Consider the following 19,286-nt stretch of genomic DNA (forward strand, 5'->3'; position numbering starts at 1 on the left):
GAGGCTGATGATTTCGTTGTTGCTGCTGACGCCTTCGCGGGCAAGCCTCGCTCCTACAGGGGTTGCGCAAATCGTGTAGGAGCGAGGCTTGCCCGCGAAGGCGGCTGCCCAGTCAACACACCTCCCGAGGCTGTACCCATGCACTTCGACCTCACCGACCTGCGCCTTTACCTGAATATCCTCGACACCGGCAACATCACCGCCGGCGCCGTGCGCAGCCATTTATCCCTGGCGGCGGCGAGCGCGCGAATCCGCGCGATGGAGGCTTCGCTCGGCATCGACTTTCTGGAACGCGGTCGTCGCGGCGTCACCCCCACGCCCGCCGGAAAAGCCCTCGCGCAACACGCCCGACTACTACTGCAACACGCCGACCGCATGCAGCAGGACCTGGCCGAATACGCCAAAGGCGTCAAAGGTCAGGTGCGTTTGTTATGCAACACCACGGCAATCACCGAGTACCTGCCGGAAGTGCTGGCGGACTTCCTCTGCCGCCATCCCAACCTCGACATTGATCTGCAGGAATTGCCGAGCCTGCGCATCGTCCATGCACTGCATCAGGGTGCGGCGGACCTTGGCATCGTCTCCGACGCCGTCGACACCCACGCCCTCGAAACCCTACCCTTTCGCGACGATCCGCTGGTGCTGATCATGCCGCCCGGGCATCCATTGGCTGACGGCGCAACACCGAGCTTCAGCGAGACGCTGCATCACGATTACGTCGGCCTGAGCGCCAACAGTGCATTGGCGGTGTACCTAGAAGAACAGGCGCTGCACGCGGGCGTGCGCATGCAGATCCGCATCCGGGCGGAAGGCTTCGACGGGGTGATTCGCATGGTCGCTCGCGGCGCCGGGCTGGCGATTGTGCCGCTGGCGGCGATTGAGCGCCGGGCCGTCGATCAACCGTTCAAGCACGTTGCCCTGCAGGAAACCTGGGCGCAGCGCAAACTGCTGCTGTGCGCCCGCTCGTTCGCCGGCCTGCCCGGTTACGCCAGAGCCTTGCTCGACGCGTTGTGCGCTGCAAACCGGGCCGGGAGCCTTTGAAAACCAGTGTTTGGCCCAACAGGCACCTGTATGACGAAGGCTGCGAAGAGTAATATCTGCCCTTTCAAATCAAGCCTGGCCACAACAACCAAAAGGGAACCAGATGGCGGATGAAATCTTGCAACAGGCAACGCTCAAGCGGGGGTTGAAAAATCGGCACATTCAACTGATCGCATTGGGCGGCGCCATTGGTACGGGGCTGTTCCTGGGCTCCGCCGGAGTGCTCAAGTCCGCCGGTCCGTCGATGATCCTCGGCTATGCGATTGCCGGTTTCATCGCGTTCCTGATCATGCGCCAACTGGGCGAAATGATTGTCGAGGAACCCGTGGCCGGCTCGTTCAGCCACTTCGCGCACAACTACTGGGGCGGCTTTGCCGGTTTCCTGTCCGGCTGGAACTACTGGGTCCTGTATGTGCTGGTGGGCATGGCCGAGCTGACAGCCGTCGGCAAGTACGTGCAGTTCTGGTGGCCGGAGGTGCCGACCTGGGTCAGCGCAGCGGTGTTCTTTGTGCTGGTCAACCTGATCAATACGCTGAACGTCAAAGTGTTCGGCGAGATGGAGTTCTGGTTCGCGATCATCAAGGTCGTGGCCATCATCGGCATGATCCTCCTGGGCTGCTACATGCTGTTCAGCGGCACCGGCGGCCCGCAAGCATCGGTAAGCAACCTGTGGAGCCACGGCGGTTTCTTCCCCAATGGCACCAACGGTTTGCTGATGGCGATGGCGTTCATCATGTTCTCCTTCGGCGGCCTGGAACTGGTCGGCATCACCGCCGCTGAAGCCAGCGAACCGCGCAAGGTCATTCCCAAGGCCATCAACCAGGTGGTTTATCGGGTGCTGATCTTCTACGTCGGCGCACTCACCGTGTTGCTGTCGCTGTATCCATGGGACCAACTGTTGCAGACACTGGGCGCTTCGGGCGATGCCTACAGCGGCAGTCCGTTCGTGCAGATTTTCGCCCTGATCGGCAGCGACACCGCCGCGCAGATCCTCAACTTCGTGGTGCTCACCGCCGCGCTCTCGGTCTACAACAGCGGTGTGTACTGCAACAGCCGCATGCTCTACGGCCTGGCCGAACAAGGCGACGCGCCCAAAGTGCTGATGAAGTTGAACAAGCAAGGCGTTCCGTTGCTGGCACTGGGCGTTTCGGCGTTGATCACGATGCTGGCGGTGCTGGTCAACTACGTCGCGCCGCACGAAGCGCTTGAGTTGTTGTTTGCCCTGGTGGTCGCGTCCTTGATGATCAACTGGGCACTGATCAGCCTCACGCATTTGAAGTTCCGCAAGGCCATGGTCCAGCGCGGCATCGTGCCAGGCTTCAAGGCTTTCTGGTCGCCGTACACCAACTACCTGTGCCTGGCGTTCATGGCCGTGATCATCTGCGTTATCTGGATGATCCCGCCGGTGCGCGCCTCGGTGTACGCCATGCCGGTGTGGGTGTTGCTCATCTACGGTTGCTATCGGTTGCGCATGGCCAGGCACCGAAAGCTGTCAGTGACTCAGTAATCGCGTAAAAAAAACGCCCCGGCATTCGATGAATACCGGGGCGTTTTTTATGGCGAGCGCAGTGAATCCAGCGTTTCTGGATACCTCGATGTCGAGCACAGACAACTGACGCCGCACCAAGCCCGATAGGGTGCGACTTCAGTTCTCCATCACGCTCGGAGTCATCATGTCCGCACCGATTACCGTTCTTCGCGACACCCACCCGCTGCCAGTGCTCGACGCCTGCAAATGGGAAAAACTCGAAGGCGATCCGCACACCGTCAACCTCAACGCCTACACCAGCGAAGACGGCAGCAAGATCATGGGCACCTGGATCTGCACGCCGGGCAAGTGGTATGTGGAATACGTGAAGTGGGAATACTGCGATTTCCGCGAGGGTTACTGCATCATCACCCCGGAAGGAAAAGAGCCGATCCATCTGCGTGCCGGTGATATTTTCGTCATCGAGCCGGGGATGAAAGGCACGTGGGAAGTGGTTGAAACCGTGCGCAAGTATTTCGTGTTTGCCTGATGCAAAAAAACCGGGAGATCACCCGACGTGATTTCCCGGTAAATGTCGATGCGCACACACCTGTAGGAGCCGGCTCGCTCCCACAGGTTGAAGCAGGTCGTTATTGCGGTTTGCGATAGCTGTTGATGATCGCCGAGAAGTCTTTACCCCCTTCCCCACGCTGACTCATCGCCTGATACAACTGCTGGGCCACCGCACCAAGCACCACCGGTTGGTGCGCCTGACGTGCCGCTTCCGTGGCAAGTCCCAGATCCTTGAGCATCAGCTCGGCACCAAAACCACCGGTATAACCTCGCGACGCAGGCGCCGTTTCGACGATGCCCGGCCACGGGTTGTACATCTCCGAACTCCAGCAACGTCCCGTGGAACTGTTGATGATCCCGGCCAGCACGCCAGTGTCGATCCCCAGTGCATCACCCAGCGCCATGGCCTCGCTGACACCAACCATGGAGATCGCCAGCAGCAGGTTGTTGCAGATCTTGGCGATTTGCCCGGTGCCGACCTCGCCACAATGGACGATGTTGCGCCCCATCTGCGCCAGCACCGGTTGCAGGGTGGCGAACAGTTCAGGCGTGGCGCCGACCATGAAGGTCAGGGTCCCGGCCGCTGCTCCGCCAGTGCCACCCGACACCGGCGCGTCGGCCATGGCCACGCCTTGCTTGGCAGCGGCCGCCGCCACATCACGCGCGGTTTGCGGGTCGATGGTGCTGCAATCCACGGCCGGCACGCCTTTGGCAATCCCCGCCAGCACGCCGTCTTCACCCAGCCACACGCTGCGCACATGCACAGCGGCGGGCAGCATGGTGATCACCAGTTCTGCGCCTTGAGCCGCTTCACGAGCCGTCGCGCTGATGCTGCCGCCCAGTTGCTCCAGTTCGGCCAGAACGGTTTTGTTCAAATCAACCAGTCGCAGCGCGTGGCCGGCCTTGATCAGGTTGCGCGCCATCGGCGCGCCCATGTTGCCGAGACCGATAAAAGCGATTTTCATGTCCGGCTCCTTAACGCAAGTTGATGGTGGTGTTCACACCGTCGTTGACGCTGTCGTCATCGAACCAGCGACTGGTGACGGTCTTGGTCTGAGTGTAGAACTGCACCACTTGCTTGCCATACGGGCCGAGGTCACCGAGCTTGGAACCGCGCGAACCGGTGAAGCTGAAGAACGGGACCGGCACCGGAATCGGAATGTTGATGCCGACCTGACCCACGTCGATTTCGTTCTGGAATTTGCGCGCTGCCGCACCGCTTTGGGTGAACAGACCCGTGCCGTTGCCGAACGGGTTGGCGTTGACCAGGGCGATGGCCTCGTCGAGCGTATTCACTTCCAGCACCACCAGTACCGGGCCGAAGATTTCCTGGGTGTAGATCTGCATCTCGGGGGTCACGCCAGAGAACAGGGTCGGACCGACAAAGTTGCCCTTCTCGTAGCCGGGAACCGTGATGTCACGGCCATCCAGCTCAAGCTTGGCGCCTTCCTTGATGCCGCTTTCGATCAGATCCAGAATCCGCGCTTTGGCACGCTTGGAGATCACCGGACCAACGTCCGTGCCCGGCTCGCTGCCAGCGTTGACCTTGAGTTTCTGCGCCAGCGCTTTCAGGTCCGGCAGCCATTGCTTGGCCGCGCCGACCAACACCACCACCGACGTTGCCATGCAGCGTTGACCGGCCGCACCGAAACCGGCACCGACCAGCGCATTCAGCGCTTGTTCGCGGTTGGCATCCGGCAGCACCACGGCGTGGTTTTTAGCGCCCATCATCGATTGCACGCGCTTGCCGTGCTTACCGGCCAGGTCATAAACGTGAGTACCGACGGCAGTCGAACCGACGAAGGAAACCGCCTTGATGTCTTTGTGGGTGCAGAGCGCGTCCACCACGTCCTTGCCGCCGTGAACCACGTTGAGCACGCCCGCCGGAACGCCTGCTTCAATCGCCAGTTCCACCAGCAGCATGGTCGACATCGGGTCCTGTTCGGACGGTTTGAGCACGAAGGTGTTGCCGCAGGCGATGGCCATCGGGAACATCCACAACGGAATCATCGCAGGGAAGTTGAACGGGGTGATACCGGCGCAAACACCGATTGGCTGGCGCAGGGTGTAGGTATCGACGCCGCCCGCGACGTTCTCGGCGAACTCGCCCATTTGCAGGCTGCCGATGGAGCACGCGTGTTCGACGACTTCCAGGCCTCGGAAAATATCGCCTTCAGCGTCGGCAATGGTTTTGCCCTGCTCGTTGCTGAGCACCACGGCGATGCGCTTGGAGTGTTCGCGGATCAACGCCTGGAGCTTGAGCATGATGCGCATGCGGGCGCCGATCGGCGTCAGCTTCCAGGTCTGGAAGGCGCGATGGGCGGCGCTGATCGCGGCGTCGACTTCCGAGGCGGTGGCAAACGGAACCTTGGCCAGTACTTGCTGAGTCGCCGGGTTGACGATGTCGTGCCACTCAGTGGTCTGGGACTCAACCCACTCGCCGTCGATCAACAGTTTGACGTTCTGGACAGTGGTTTCGTTGGGCGTGAGCGATGCGTTCATGCTGGTCTCCTGGACTTGTTGTTATGCAGGGAGCCAAGGCGGATAAGTCGCCTTGAGATGAGGCGTGTGTCGCGAATTGGTTGTCGGACTGTTTTTGGAGTATAGATGTGCAAACTTCTAATAAGAACGCACATAAAAGCCGGTCCATCATGCAAAAAAACATCACGTCTTTAGGTTCGCTGAACTGGGATGACCTCAAGTTTTTCCTCGAAGTGGCCCGCACCCGCAAGGCCAGCACCGCGGCCAAGCGCCTGGCGGTGGATTACACCACCGTGTCGCGGCGCATCAGTTCGCTGGAAGCGGCATTGGGCACGTTGCTGTTCGAAAAATCCCGGACCAGCGGTTTTGTCCTGACCGCTGAGGGTCAGCGTTTACTGGGTTACGCCGAGTCGATCGAGAGCACGCTGCACATGGCGTGCGAACAGGTTTCCGGTTCCGGCGTGGCGTTGTCCGGTCATGTGCGGATGGGTTGCACCGAAGGGTTTGGCAGCTTTTTCATCACCCCGCAGCTGAGCCATTTCGTCGACGCCTACCCGGCGATCTCGGTGGACATTCTGCCGCTGCCGCATTTCATCAGCCTGTCCAAACGCGAGGCGGACATCGTCATCGCCCTGGAGCGCCCGGAGCATGGCCCGTACGTCTGCTGCAAACTCTGCGACTACCGGTTGCAGCTTTACGCGACCCAGGACTATCTGGACAAACACCCACCGATCCGCCGCCCGACAGACTTGGGCAAGCATTCATTTATCAGTTATGTCGACGACCTGGCCTTCAGCTCGGAGCTGTTGTACCTGGCGAACGTGCTGCCCGGCGCCAGCGCCAACTTGCGCAGCACCAGCGTAATTGCGCAGTTCGTGGCAGCGCAGCAAGGGCGTTCGCTGGCGATTCTGCCGTGTTTCCTCGCGGCTCAGGATCCGCGGTTGCTGCCGGTGCTGCCGGAGGAAATCAACATCACCCGGCAGTTCTGGATGTACTGCCGCGAAGACCTGCGCAAGCTCAAGCGGATCACCCTGTTGTGGGATTACATCAGGGAGGTCACTGAACTGAATGGCCCGTTGTTACTGGGCGAGACGCGGGATCTTCGGTTTGCAGACTGAGCGGCTGAGCAGATGTTCAAAGTGGGCTAGCCAATTGGCAGCCCTTGCGGGTGACTTCCAGCCGCTTGTAAACAACCCGGTTGGCCTTGTGTGACTCGATAATCATTGGCAGAGAAGTACGGGGATCGTCCAAACGCAAGCTCAGAAGAAAATCGACACTACATTCCCACCATTTGCTCTCAAGCAACTGCGCCACAACCTCTGGCGGGTGCCGATACTTGATGACCTTCGCCGGAATCCCGGCGACTACTGCATAGGGCGGCACATCGTGGGCAACCAGTGCGCGGGTGGCGATGATGGCACCCGTGCCCACCGTGACACCTTCCATGATCATGGCGCCATGTCCGATCCAGACGTCGTCGCCGATCGTTACATCAACGATCTCTGGTTCGAAGGACAGTTTTGTACGGGTAAATTGGAAGGGGTGCGAACTGACCCAGTCGGACGGGTGGGTATTTTTGTCTTGTCCGATGTAGCAGTCATTTCCAATCGAACAAAACCGTCCTATCGAGGACACCGCGGACAGCACGCAGCCACTTCGAATGTAAGTGTGGGCACCAATGCTCAACCGTTTGGTGCCGACCACCACGTGACCGAGCGAAACATTCTCTTCCACCAGCAACGTGGTTTTGGCGTTAAGCGATGACACCCCGCCAGCGATCTTGCATTTATGCTGGCGAAGCCATTTTTTCCAGAAGTGGTTGCGGCAGTAATTTATTATTTTTTCCATGTGTTCCGTTCATCTACGGGGGTATGTATTCCCCCAAAAAGAATAGTTAAAAAGAGGGTCAGCCGATCAATCGGCGCTTACCACAATCGACACCCGGCGGTTTTCGGTTCGACCGGCCGCGTTATCGTTGGAGGCTACCGGCTCACTGCTGCCAAAGCCCTTTAGCTGGATATTCTGTTCTTTCATGCCGACCGCGGTCAGGACCTTGCCGACGCTGTTCGCGCGGCGCAACGACAGCTGTTCGTTGTAGGTCTCTTTGCCCGACGCATCGGTGTGACCATCAACCCGCACCCGATCGATCCCGACACCCAGCAACGCCTTGCCAATGCGCTCGACGATCTCGGTGCTCTGCGGATTCAGGCTTTCGACATCACTGCCAAACAACACTTTGCCGGACAAGCCAAACGCCCAGCCCTCGTCGGTCAACTCGAAACCTTGCTGTTGCAGCACTGCAACCTGTGCCGGACTCAAACCTTTTTGTGGTGCCGTCTGGCAACCGGTCAGTGCCAGCAAAGCCATGAACAAGGGGATCGCAAGAAATCGCAGATTGAATGAGAACACGAACATTAGCTCCTGGTTTGAACATCGGCGACAGGGTGCTCCGACCCTGACGTGTGCTGTGCACCTCTGGAAAAGCGTTTGGCCTGGTACATGGCCGCATCGGCAGCATTGAGCAGGGCACCCGGTGTAGCACCATGATCCGGGTACACGGCAATGCCGATGCTCAGAGAAGTCAAAACCTGAGTATGACCCGGCAACGGGATCGGCACTTCCATGCTGGCAATGATTTTATCGGCAATCCGCTCGGCGTCTTCGGTCTTGTGCAGCGGTGTCAGCAGGACAGCAAACTCGTCCCCCCCAAGACGCGCCACCAGATCCTCTTCGCGCAGTTGCGCGCGAACCCGATTGGCGACTGCGACCAACACTGCATCGCCAGCGGCATGACCGAAGGTGTCGTTGATTTCCTTGAACCGGTCACTGTCGAGAAACAGCACCGCTACCCGCTCGTTGAGCTTGTTGGCGTTGCGTAGTGCACGAATCAATCGTCCTTCGAAAAACGCCCGGTTCGGCAACCCGGTGAGGCTGTCATGACTGGCCTGGTGGGCGAGGGTTTCATTCTCGCTTTGCAGGTGGGTTTGCCAGGATTCGAGTTCATCGAGCAGGGCATTGAAGTCATTGCCCAGGTTATCGAGTTCGGCGATGTCGGCGGGCGGCACACGCTGGTCGAAGGCTCGTTCGCTGCGCGCAGCGTGCGCCACGAACGCCAGACTGCGCAGCGGACCGGTGATCCCGCTCAGTTGTCGGCGAGCCAGATAAAGCGCTACCCAGGCACTGGCGGCGGTGCACAGAACGATGCCCATCAGACCGCTGAGCAAGAAGCGCATCAGGCTGCCGCCGTGGCCGATCAGCAGAGTGCTGCCGATTTCCTGACCTTGATGGATGATCGGCATGCTGATGGGCTCTTCCAGAAAGGCTTTGGCCATCTGCATTTCGAGATCAGAGAACAATCCGGTTTCCGGTCGCTGCCAACGCGCCAACAACTTGCCTTGCAAGTCCAGCACTTGGGCATCCGCCACTTCTTCGGTGGAGGCGATCAGTGCCAGCGCTTCAGTGGCGGCGGCTTTGTCGTTGAACACCACCGCCGCTTCCACGGTGTAGTTGATGGAGCGCGCAATCAAATGCAGGTTGTGGTCGGCATAGACCCGCAACGCCAGGACGCCGAGCAGCGTCAGCGAGATGCTGGCCATGGCCACGCCGACCAGCGCGACGATCAAATGACCGCGGCCAATGACCGAACGCAAGGTCGGACGACTGCCCGGCTTGAATAGACTCATGGCGCCGCCGGTTTGCGGCGGGACAGTTGCAGCACACTTGGGTGAATTCGCACGCCGCTACGGGCGACGGAATCGAGGTTGACCTCAAAGGACACTTGTTCATCGCCGACACGCAAACAGAACAGACTGCCGACGGTACATTGATCGTCGCTTTCGCTGATGCTCAACACCGGATGCCCACTCAGCGAAGCGAACAACCGGCTGCGCTCTTCGCTGGTCAGTTTGCCGATGTACACCGCGTCGCACTCACTGACAATGGATGGGTTGTCGGCCAGCAGGCGGCGCACGGTAACGGGTCGGCCAGTGGCCTGGGTGGTGCCCTTGACCAGGTCGTCGGTGTATTCGGTAGGGCCGACGATGCACAAACGAAGTTGTGCGGGCTCAACTGGCCAGCGGGCATAGCTGAGTATCCCAAGTACAACCTGCGTGACCGATTTGGCGCGCTGGTCGGCCATGCCTGGTGGCGTTTGCGTTTGAGCGAAAACGAAGCCGCTCAGCAAACAGAGAAAGCCTGCAAGTACGGCCTGCTTGCAGCCAGCAACGCACTCTGTCATCCAGACAGCCACCTTCATGCAGGGATTCTCTTCGGTCGTAACGGGAGGGTGCCGCAACGATAGCACAGCGCTGAAACACCAGCGAGGCCACGTACGACGGCACTTCGGACAGTTTCCGGCGTCCGGTGCCGCCGCCATTTATTGCCTCGGCTCGACGGCCTCTTCCAACTCCAGCATCAACCCGCTCAACCGCTTGACCTTGCGTCGCACCGCCTCTTCAAACACTCCGGCACGTGGCTCGATCAATGTGAACCAGTCCTTGGCCCTGGTAATGCCGGTATAGATCAGCTCCTTGGTCAGAACCGGGTTCAGGGCGTCCGGCAAAATCAACGCCGTATGGGCAAACTCGGAGCCCTGGGATTTGTGTACGGTCATGGCGTACACGGTTTCGACATCATTGAGCCGGCTCGGCAGGACAAAACGCACGCCACCCTGGCCATCATTGCGCGGGAAGGCCACGCGCAATACCTGACGACCCGCCTCGGGACCATCGCGCTCCGGCAACTTGAGGGCAATGCCGATGTCGCCGTTCATCAAACCCAAGCCATAGTCGTTACGGGTCATCAGCACCGGCCGGCCTTCGTACCACTGCTGATTGCTGTCGATCAATCGGGCCTTGAGCAACGCATCGGTCACGCGCTGATTCAAACCTTCCACACCCCACGGCCCTTTGCGAACGGCACACAACAACTGGAAGGCGTCAAAGGCTTGCAGCACCTGGCGTGCCCAATCGGTCCAGCGTGAATCCTCAAGCGAGCTGTCGGGCGATGGCCGCAGGTGGCGCAGCAGGCTGAGGTAATGCCGGTAGCCTTGCGGCCCATCACCATGGCCTTCGAGCAATAGGCGCTCCAGCGCCCGGTCCTGTTCACCCTTGAGGGGCAGGGAAAATACATCGCTGTGGCTTCCAGTCGCCAGAAGCTGCCGAGCCTCTTCGGGTTGTTGCCGGTTGACCCAGCGCGCCAGTTGGCCAATGCCGCTTCCCTCGCCGAACCGGCGCGAGTGACGCAGCATTACCACTTGCTGGGCCAGCGGATGAGTCCCCTGAGTGTCTTCATGCAAACCACTGGCTGCGAGGTTTTCACCACTGACCGTTTCCAGCCACTGACGCGTCTGCGGGCTATACCAACCGGCCTCGGCGTCGCGGCACAGATCACCCAGCACAGCGCCGGCCTCCACCGAGGCCAGTTGGTCCTTGTCACCCAGCAGAATCAGTCGTGCATGGGCCGGCATCGCGTCGAGAAGATTGGCCATCATCTCCAGGTCGATCATCGAAGCTTCATCCACCACCAGCACATCCAGCGGCAAACGGTTACCGGCGTGGTGCCGGAAATGTCGCGTACCGGGCCGACTGCCGAGCAGACGGTGCACGGTGGTAACGTCTGACGGAATTTTATCTCGCACGGCTTCAGCGACTTCCAGCGTGCGGACTTGTTGGCTGATGGACTCCGTCAACCGTGCCGCAGCTTTCCCGGTGGGGGCGGCGAGACGGATGCGCAAGGGTTTGCCAGCCTCCACCGCTGGCGCCTGAAGCAATGCCAGCAAGCGCACGACCGTGGTGGTCTTGCCCGTCCCCGGGCCGCCGGTGACGATGCTGAAGGCACTGCGGGTCGCCAAGGCACACGCGAGTTTCTGCCAGTCGATCAGCTCGCCAGGCTTGGCCTGGCCGAACAGACCGACAAGACGCTGGGGCAGATCACTCGGCGTGGTTTCGTGTTCGGCCAGACGCACACGCAGGGCGTCATCGATACGCCGCTCGTAAGCCCAATAGCGGCGCAGATAAAGGCGTTTACCCGACAGTACCAACGGCCTTTGTTGAGCCGTTTCACGCCTGTCTGCTGCCAATGCGACCAGATTGCTGGCGGCCAGTACCTTGCACCAATGGGCGCCGTCCAGCGCCTCAAGCAATTGTGATGGCAGCAGCATCGCGCCACTTTGCAGATCACCTTCAGGGGGCAATGACAGTGCGAAGTCAGGCTCTTTCAGGGTTTCGATCAGATCCAGGCAGACATGGCCGTGGCCCAATTGGTGACTGGTCAATGCCGCAGCCAGCAGCACCAGAGGGTCATCGTCGGGAGCGAGTTCGTGCAAGAACGCAACGAAGGCCTTGTCCAGCGCTCGCAACCAGCCCCGCTCTACCCAACGGGTGAGCAGCAGCAACAAGTCATCGGCGCGACTCAACGGTGCCAGACTCGCCAGACTTTCCGATGCCAATGGCGTCGGCAGCAAATCGGCGAAGGTGCGACTCATAGCAGTACTCCCTGTTCCCAGGCGGGTTCGGCCTTGGGTTCTGGCTTGCCCTGGAACAGCCGGTCAAGACGCTCGATCAGTTCTCTTGGCGGACGGGCGAAATACACGCCCTGACTGGATGCGCGGGTGCCACGCAGGAACAGATACAGCGCCCCACCGACGTGCCGGTCGTAATCGTAATCGGCAAGCCGCGCCTTGAGTTGGCGGTGCAGGGCCAACAGGTACAGCACGTATTGCAGGTCGTAGCGATTGTCCAGAATCGACTGCTCCATGGCTTGCTCGGTATAGGCCATGTCATCGACGCCCAGCCAGTTGGATTTGTAATCGGCGACGTAATAGCGACCATCATGCTCGAACGTCAGATCGATGAAACCTTTGAACATGCCATTGAGCAGCACCGGTTCGGCTGCAACACGGGCAACGCCGTTGTGGGTGTATTGGCGGACCAGTTCGTCGAGTTTGAGCACATCGACTTTATGGCTGGCGAACCAGAATTCCATCTCGACGCGGTACTGGGTCAATTGCTCGAATATCACTGGCGCCTGTCCGGCACCGATGTGCAGCGGGGACTTGAGCAGGTGCTGCAGCCAATCGCTCAGCGTGGTGATCCAGCCTTCCCAGCCACGACGGTTGCAGCGACGGGCAATGGCATCTTCCACGGCTTGTGGTGTGGCGGCAAAACCTTCGTTACCGGCCCATTCAAGCAAACCATGGAGAAAGGTGCCGGGGTTCGGACCCCGAGGGAAGCGATGGATATCTGCACCGCCAGCGACCACTTCTCGCGGCGCTTCCGGGTCAAGGCGCTCGTCGTCAAACAGCTTTTGCGCTTGCGGGTTTTCCGGTGCTTCGTCACTGCCCACGCTCAGGCTGTCGCCAATGCGCAGGGCGCTGTAGGAGGCAATCCACCAGTTTTCGCTGGCCTTGCGTTTGGGAATCAGCGGGGCAAGCAATGTCGCATCGTTTTGCGGCGGGTGGTAATGCTCGGCGGTTTCTTCAGGCATTTCACTGTAGTTCAGCGCCGGACAGTCCTGCTGCAAGTCTTCAAGCCAACGCTTCAACCCCGCCGATTCGGTCAATGGCGCACCACCGCCCAGCAAATAACCCAGTGCCGAAAGGTGCAGCACCGAGCTGTTGTTATTGCCGCGCTTGAGGTCCGTAACACCGAGCCAACAGGCATGTTGTGCACGGGTCAAGGCCACATACAACAAGCGCAGATCCTCGGCCAGGCGCTCATGATCGGCCAGCGCGATCAACTCGGGTGTCGGCTTCAACGTCACCTGGGCCTTGCCGGTCTCGTCGTGGTAATGCAGCGGCAAGCGGCTGCCGTCGACCGGCTTCGCCGAACACACGAACGGCAGGAACACCAGCGGATACTCAAGCCCCTTGGACTTGTGAATCGTCACGACCTTGACCAGTTGCTCGTCGCTCTCCAGACGCAGTATCTGCTCTTCGCCAGCCTGGCCGGACAACGCCAGGTGTTCGGATAAATGCCGGATCAATGCTTGCTCGCCATCGAGTTCGGCGGCCGCCTGTTGCAGCAGTTCGGACAAGTGCAACAGGTTGGTCAGCACACGCTCGCCGTCGCTTCGCGCAATCAGTGCCTGAGGTAGCTGGAAGTCATGCAGCAAGCGACGCAGCATCGGCAGCACACCCTGTTTGCGCCAGAGTTCGCGATAACCGCGGAACTGCATGACCCGCGCTTCCCACGCCAACTCGTCCTGATTCAAGCGTTCCAGCTCAGCCAGCGACAGATTCAGCGTGATACAGGCCAACGCCGCTCGCAGCGGACGCTCGACATCCGGCTCGGCGCAGGCCTTGAGCCAGGTCAGCAGGTCATGAGCTTCCTGTGCGGCGAACACCGAGTCCTTGTCCGACAGATACACGCTGCGCACGCCCCGGGCCGTGAGTTCGGCGCGCACGGCCTGAGCCTCTTTGCCGTCACGTACCAGGATCGCAATATCCGCTGGCAGCAAGCCTTTGAAGTCCTTGCCGTCCTGGATGAAACCCGCCAGGCCTTGTTGCCCGCCATTGAGCAAAGCGGTGATTTCGCTGGCGCAAGCAGCGGCTAATTGCTGTCGGTAAACGGCGCCGGACAATGGTTGTTCGGCGGGCAGATGCCAGATGTTCAGAGCGGGTACAACCTGACCCTTAACCTGCAAAACTTCTTTGCGGCCCTGGGAGGCGACCGGCAGGAACGGCACCGGATTTTCGCCACTTTTTTCACGGAACAGAAATGCGCCCCGCCCCGCTTCCCGCGACTCGGCGCGCTCGAACACATGGTTCACCGCATCGACCATGCCATGGCTGGAACGGAAGTTGGTGCCCAGGGTATGCAGCCGGCCAGTGGTGGCCTGGCGGGCACGCAGGTAGGTATAGATGTCGGCACCACGGAAGGCGTAGATCGCCTGCTTCGGGTCGCCGATCAGGAACAGGCCGCATTCAGGATTGTTGTCCTCGATACGATAGATGCTTTCGAAGATCTGGTACTGAACCGGGTCGGTATCCTGGAACTCGTCGATCAACGCTACCGGAAATTGCTCGCGGATCAGGGTTGCCAAACGTTCGCCGCCCTCGGCTTGCAACGCGGCATCGAGGCGCAGCAGCATGTCATCGAAACCCATTTCCGCGCGGCGACGTTTTTCTTCCTCGAACCGCGCGCCTACCCACTGGGCGGCATGTTGCAGGACTGCCGCATCGGGGGTCGGCAAACTGTCGAGACTGGCCTTGAGGCCAGGCATTGCGTCCAGTCCCGGGTGATTGGGCACTTCGCCCTTTTTCCACGCCTCAGCCATGCCATCAGGCGTCAGGCGAGTGAAGCCGGTGCCAATATCCAACTGCTCAAGCAATTCATCTTCGGCCCAGGCTTTTATCTTTTCGAACCAGGGTTCGAAATAGCGTGCCTGCATCTTCCGACCGTCGACGTTTTTACTCGCGACGCCCTCATGACAGATGGCAAGCAACTCGTCCGCCCATTGACGCCAAGGCATTTTAAGTTCGAGCAACGCAGCCCGTCGCTCCTGCAGACACTCAGTGATCAGTTCGACAGGCTCTTTGCCTTCAGCGCTGTGGCGCTCACTGGCGAACAAACTACGAACTCGCGGCAACAGCGCTGCAGGCCCGCCCCAATTACCGCGCACCCAATTCAGCGCATCGCCTTGCATCGGGTAACAAAACAATCGCCAGTAATCGCGCAGAACCTCGCCGAGCAAATCACTGTGATCGGTTTCCAGGGTCTGGGTAAACAGGCTGCCACTGTCGAACGCGTGCTCGCGCAACATGCGCTGACACCAACTGTGGATGGTTGAGACAGCCGCTTCGTCCATCCACTGAGCAGCGATGTCCAGACGGTTTGCGCATCCGGGCCACTGCTCGGGAAGGTACTGTTCACGCAGCTCTGCAATCAGGGCATCCGGCGCCGGTGTTTCATCGCGGAAAAATCGTGCGGCTTCGGCAAGACGCGTTCGAATACGTTCGCGCAGCTCTTTGGTCGCGGCGTCGGTGAACGTCACAACGAGGATTTGCGGCGGTAACAACTCACGCCCAAATCCGCTCGATTCCCCTCCGTGGCCCAAGACCAGACGCAGGTATAACGCGGAAATAGTGAAGGTCTTGCCGGTCCCGGCACTGGCCTCGATCAGTTGACTGCCGCGCAGCGGGAACGCCAGGGCCAACGGTGTCTGGCTGGTCATGAGCGCGGCTCCTCGTTGGTCAATGAGCGCCAAGGCGCTTCCAGCATTGGCTTGTACAAGGCGTTGCACCAATCGGCGAAGGTCTCGTCGGCAATCAGTGCGTCATAGTCAGCAAACTGCCGGGCGAGCGCGGGACTTTCGCGGCGCTCGCCATCAGTGGTCAGGCCGTCGCCTTCATAGGCCTTGCGAGCAGCGGCGTCGGCTTTGGCAGGATCAGTCTGGGCCAGCCAGGCAAACGCGGTTTTTACTGCAATGGGTAGAGGTTGGCGCATGCCTGCTTGCCAGGCCATCAGCAGGTCGCTCAAGGTCCGGAATGCAACATCCTTTTCCATTGGGCCGAGCAGCAGGCTGTCGTCACTGGCCACCAGCGCAGTGGTCATGGCCATTCCACTGGCGCTGGCAACCAGATGATTGACCCATGACCGTGTCAGACGATGCCATTTGCGAGACTTGATCGAGCCGATGCTGTTGGGAATCGTGGTGACCGACAGCAAACCACCGTCAGCTCGCTGATGCAGACCACTGAGCCAACCTTCGAGGCGCAGCCCTTGCAGCTCAAGACTCACAGGTAAAGCGCTGGTGAGCGGTGTCGGCCATAGGGCCAAAAGCTGTTGATAACGCTGCAGCAGATCCGGCAATGGCTCGATCAATTCCCGTTGCAGGCATTCGCCAAAGCCGGCCATGGGCAGCAGGCCGCTGTTTTGCAGACGTTTGGCTTGCGCCTCCAAAGCCTGATCGGACTGATCCAGATGCTCCAGCGCGGCGTCGAGCAAACTGTCGCTGAGGCTGTAGCGTTGCAGCGCGTCGAGGACAAATGGCTCCTCATCGGCAAGCGGCACTTCAGCCGCCTCAAAGAACACCTTCAGCCGCTGACTGAAGAAGTGACGCACCGGGTTGCGCAGAAAGTCCTGCAGTTGGCCAAGGCTCAGCGGCTCTTCCTGAACATAGGGGGCGAGGATGCCGTTATCGGCTGCCGACTCAACAGCATGATGAAGCACCTGCCATTCGCTGGCGTAGCTGAACAAGTCATCGCCTTCGTGGAAATAGCGGGCACTGAACGGCTGTAACGGGTGCTCCTGAGTCATTGCCTCAAGCAAGTCTTCATCGGCATTTTGCAGTCGCCATCCGCTGGCCAGATGGTCGCGCAGTTGGCCAATCAGCACAGAAGCCGGGCGCTCGCTGTTATCGCGAATGCTGCGGCCAACCCAACTGATGTAGAGCTGGTTACGCGCTGACAATAGCGCTTCCAACAACAGATAGCGGTCATCTTCGCGCCGGGAGCGATCACCCGGACGGTAATCGCTGCCCATCAGGTCGAAGTCCAGTGGCGGTTGCGCACGCGGATAATCGCCATCATTCATCCCAAGCAGGCAGACCAGCTTGAACGGGATCGCGCGCATGGGCATCAGGGTACAGAAGTTAACTGCACCGGCGAGAAAACGTTGGGACAAGCGCCCCTGATCGAGACCGGCGAGCCAGGCTTCACGAACTACGGTCAACGGCAACTCGTCATGCAGACCGACAGACTCACAGGTCTCAAGCCAGGTTTCACGCAACTCTTCGAGCTGGGCAAGCAAGTAGTCGTCGTGCTCATTACTGGCCTGGAAAAACAACTGCACCAACGCTTGCAGGCGCATCCCCCATTGCAGGGGCGGCGCAGGTCGGGTGAGTTCCTGGTGAGCAATTTCAAGCGCATCCAGGAGCGCCACTAATGGACCTATGAGCGCGGCGTCCAGACCACCAATCTCATCGTAGGGCTCGATACCTTGGCAGGCACCGGCGCTGCCGACTGCATACCCAAGCAACATCCGCCGCAAGCCGAATCGCCAACTGTTTTGCTCCAGTTCCTGCGGCAATCCAAGCCCCGCTCGTTGCTCGGCGCTCATGCCCCAGCGGATGCCCGCGCCTTCGATCCAGCGATGCAGGGTCGGCAGGTCACGTTCCTCTACACCGAAGCGAGCGCGCAACGCTGGAACGTCCAGCAGATCAAGGATCTCACTGACGGGGAAGCGACTGTCGGGCAGTTTGAGCAGGTGTTCGACTGCAATCAGCAACGGGTCACGACCGCGTTGGCCTTGATCTGCGAGCGTGAATGGAATGAAGCGTGGGTCATGGCGCTCAAGCTGGCCGAACACAGCGCGAATATGCGGTGCATAACTGTCGATGTCCGGAACCATCACGATAATGTCGCGCGGTCTTAACCCAGGATCAGCACTGAAGCGTGCGAGCAACTGATCGTGGAGTATCTCTACTTCGCGCTGAGCACTGTGGGCAATGTGAAAACGGATCGATTGATCCGCGTCTGTATCGACTGCCGGCCAGCGTTCGCGCGTTTCATTCAGAGGACGCAATTCGAGGATGTCGTCCTGCAGCTGGTTCAGCAGGTTATGTGGCTGGCTGTCACTGAACAGATCAATGCGCCCATCACGAAACGCCGAGCGATAGCTGTTGGGATCGTCATAGCTGTCTAGCAGATTAATGTAGTCCCGCCCTTGTTTACCCCACGCTGCCAACAGCGGATGTGCATGCTGATGCAGGGTTTGGGAATCCAGCACGACCGGCATGCCACTCTTGCGAGCCTGACGTTTGTATTGATGCCGTAACAGGTCTTTATCAGCGACGATGTCCGCCCAATGGTGACGACACGGGTTGTGCACGCAAAGCAGAACCTGGCTGAAACGGGCCAGTCCGGCGAGTGCTTCCAGAGCCTGAGCGGGAAGCGAAGAAATCCCGAAAACGATCACTCGGGATGGTAATCCGTCGGGGGCGACATCGAGGTTGTTAATGCGCTCGATAAATCGTTGATGGACGCCAGCACGACTTTGCGCCATGCCTTGCTCTCCCACATCCAGCAACAACGCACGCCACAATTCCGCCTGCCAGCAGTTGGCCGGGGTCAGGGGTTTCGCTTCACCCCGACCGTTGCGTAATTGATGACGACCTTCAGCCCAGTCTTCAAGCCAGTCGGCTCGGTACACCTGATATTGGTCGAACAGGTCTGCCAGCCGCTCAGCCAGTTGATAGCGTTTGCGCAGATCGGTGTCATTGGTCAGAAAGCGTTGCAGAGGTTCGAAGTGGGGCTGACCTATCAACTGCGGAAGCAGCCGCATGAGTCGCCAGGTCAGCGGGGCCTTATCGAGCAATGACTTGGCGGGAATTTCATCTCGACCAAGCACCATGCGATAGAGCTGCCACATGAAGCTGCCCGGCAACTGCACGTCGATGGCTGCGGCGATTCCGCAGCCGCCCATATCGTCCTCTTCCGGGTCTTCCGCCAGTGCCAGCTTTAGCCACTGGGCGATGCCGTTGCTCTGCACCAGAGCGATTTCATTTTCCAAGGGAGCCAGCGGGTATCGCCGCATCCAGCTGACCACCAGGCTGCGCAGCTCGTCCAGGCGGTTACCGTGAACCACCATAAAACCAGCACTGAGGGACGTCGCGTCCGGCATAAAGGCTTCCTTGGAGAAATACAAAAGCTAGGGCCGAACCTTAGCATTGTCGGGAGACTGTGACAGCCGGGAGCTGTCCGGTAATGCTGTACGAACTTTCC

13 protein-coding genes are annotated in these 19,286 nt (G+C 59.8%); 4 read left to right on the forward strand and 9 right to left on the reverse strand.

Annotated features, from left to right (window positions below):
• The first annotated feature begins 138 nt into the window (after positions 1 to 138).
• The 3 genes from J4E42_RS11895 to J4E42_RS11905 all read left to right on the forward strand — a co-directional run bounded on the left by J4E42_RS11895 (position 139) and on the right by J4E42_RS11905 (position 3,059).
• Positions 139 to 1,041 carry a LysR substrate-binding domain-containing protein gene (locus J4E42_RS11895; protein ID WP_207285314.1) on the forward strand — a complete coding sequence of 301 codons (903 nt, stop codon included), beginning with the start codon at positions 139 to 141 and terminating at the stop codon, positions 1,039 to 1,041.
• A gap of 103 nt (positions 1,042 to 1,144) precedes the next feature.
• Positions 1,145 to 2,548, forward strand: a complete 1,404-nt coding sequence (locus J4E42_RS11900) for an amino acid permease (protein ID WP_008024654.1) — start codon at positions 1,145 to 1,147, stop codon at positions 2,546 to 2,548.
• Between the two features lie 166 nt (positions 2,549 to 2,714).
• On the forward strand, positions 2,715 to 3,059 hold the full coding sequence (locus J4E42_RS11905; protein WP_008024653.1) for a cupin domain-containing protein: 345 nt from the start codon (positions 2,715 to 2,717) through the stop codon (positions 3,057 to 3,059).
• Positions 3,060 to 3,159: 100 nt separating this feature from the next.
• On the opposite strand, the gene mmsB is transcribed toward J4E42_RS11905, so the two are convergent.
• Both mmsB and J4E42_RS11915 read right to left on the reverse strand, forming a co-directional pair.
• Positions 3,160 to 4,047 (reverse strand): 3-hydroxyisobutyrate dehydrogenase, encoded by an 888-nt coding sequence (gene mmsB, locus J4E42_RS11910; protein WP_008040816.1) that lies wholly within the window; start codon positions 4,045 to 4,047, stop codon positions 3,160 to 3,162.
• A gap of 10 nt (positions 4,048 to 4,057) precedes the next feature.
• The gene (locus J4E42_RS11915) at positions 4,058 to 5,584 is read right to left on the reverse strand and encodes a CoA-acylating methylmalonate-semialdehyde dehydrogenase (protein ID WP_008024085.1); all 1,527 of its coding nucleotides are present in this window, start codon (positions 5,582 to 5,584) and stop codon (positions 4,058 to 4,060) included.
• Positions 5,585 to 5,733: 149 nt separating this feature from the next.
• Between J4E42_RS11915 and J4E42_RS11920 the strand changes: the two genes are divergently transcribed.
• Positions 5,734 to 6,681 (forward strand): LysR family transcriptional regulator, encoded by a 948-nt coding sequence (locus J4E42_RS11920; RefSeq protein WP_008040813.1) that lies wholly within the window; start codon positions 5,734 to 5,736, stop codon positions 6,679 to 6,681.
• A 16-nt stretch (positions 6,682 to 6,697) separates the two neighbouring features.
• Here the strand turns inward: J4E42_RS11920 and J4E42_RS11925 are convergent, their stop codons facing one another.
• The 7 genes from J4E42_RS11925 to recC form a co-directional block, all read right to left on the reverse strand.
• Positions 6,698 to 7,411 carry a CatB-related O-acetyltransferase gene (locus tag J4E42_RS11925; protein ID WP_207285315.1) on the reverse strand — a complete coding sequence of 238 codons (714 nt, stop codon included), beginning with the start codon at positions 7,409 to 7,411 and terminating at the stop codon, positions 6,698 to 6,700.
• A gap of 66 nt (positions 7,412 to 7,477) precedes the next feature.
• The gene (locus J4E42_RS11930; protein WP_207285316.1) at positions 7,478 to 7,978 is read right to left on the reverse strand and encodes an OmpA family protein; all 501 of its coding nucleotides are present in this window, start codon (positions 7,976 to 7,978) and stop codon (positions 7,478 to 7,480) included.
• Positions 7,978 to 9,246: a diguanylate cyclase domain-containing protein gene (locus tag J4E42_RS11935; RefSeq protein WP_192227646.1), complete on the reverse strand. Its 1,269-nt coding sequence runs from the start codon at positions 9,244 to 9,246 to the stop codon at positions 7,978 to 7,980. Before J4E42_RS11935 ends, J4E42_RS11930 begins: the two co-directional genes overlap by 1 nt.
• On the reverse strand, positions 9,243 to 9,818 hold the full coding sequence (locus tag J4E42_RS11940) for a YfiR family protein (protein ID WP_192417458.1): 576 nt from the start codon (positions 9,816 to 9,818) through the stop codon (positions 9,243 to 9,245). Before J4E42_RS11940 ends, J4E42_RS11935 begins: the two co-directional genes overlap by 4 nt.
• 120 nt (positions 9,819 to 9,938) lie before the next feature.
• On the reverse strand, positions 9,939 to 12,047 hold the full coding sequence (gene recD, locus J4E42_RS11945; protein ID WP_207285317.1) for an exodeoxyribonuclease V subunit alpha: 2,109 nt from the start codon (positions 12,045 to 12,047) through the stop codon (positions 9,939 to 9,941).
• A complete protein-coding gene (gene recB, locus J4E42_RS11950) occupies positions 12,044 to 15,736 on the reverse strand; it encodes an exodeoxyribonuclease V subunit beta (protein ID WP_207285318.1) in 3,693 nt (1,230 codons plus the stop codon). Before recB ends, recD begins: the two co-directional genes overlap by 4 nt.
• Positions 15,733 to 19,185 carry an exodeoxyribonuclease V subunit gamma gene (recC, locus tag J4E42_RS11955; RefSeq protein ID WP_207285319.1) on the reverse strand — a complete coding sequence of 1,151 codons (3,453 nt, stop codon included), beginning with the start codon at positions 19,183 to 19,185 and terminating at the stop codon, positions 15,733 to 15,735. Before recC ends, recB begins: the two co-directional genes overlap by 4 nt.
• Positions 19,186 to 19,286: the final 101 nt, after the last annotated feature.

This window comes from Pseudomonas sp. FW300-N2A2, assembly GCF_017351735.1.
GTDB lineage: Bacteria > Pseudomonadota > Gammaproteobacteria > Pseudomonadales > Pseudomonadaceae > Aquipseudomonas > Aquipseudomonas migulae.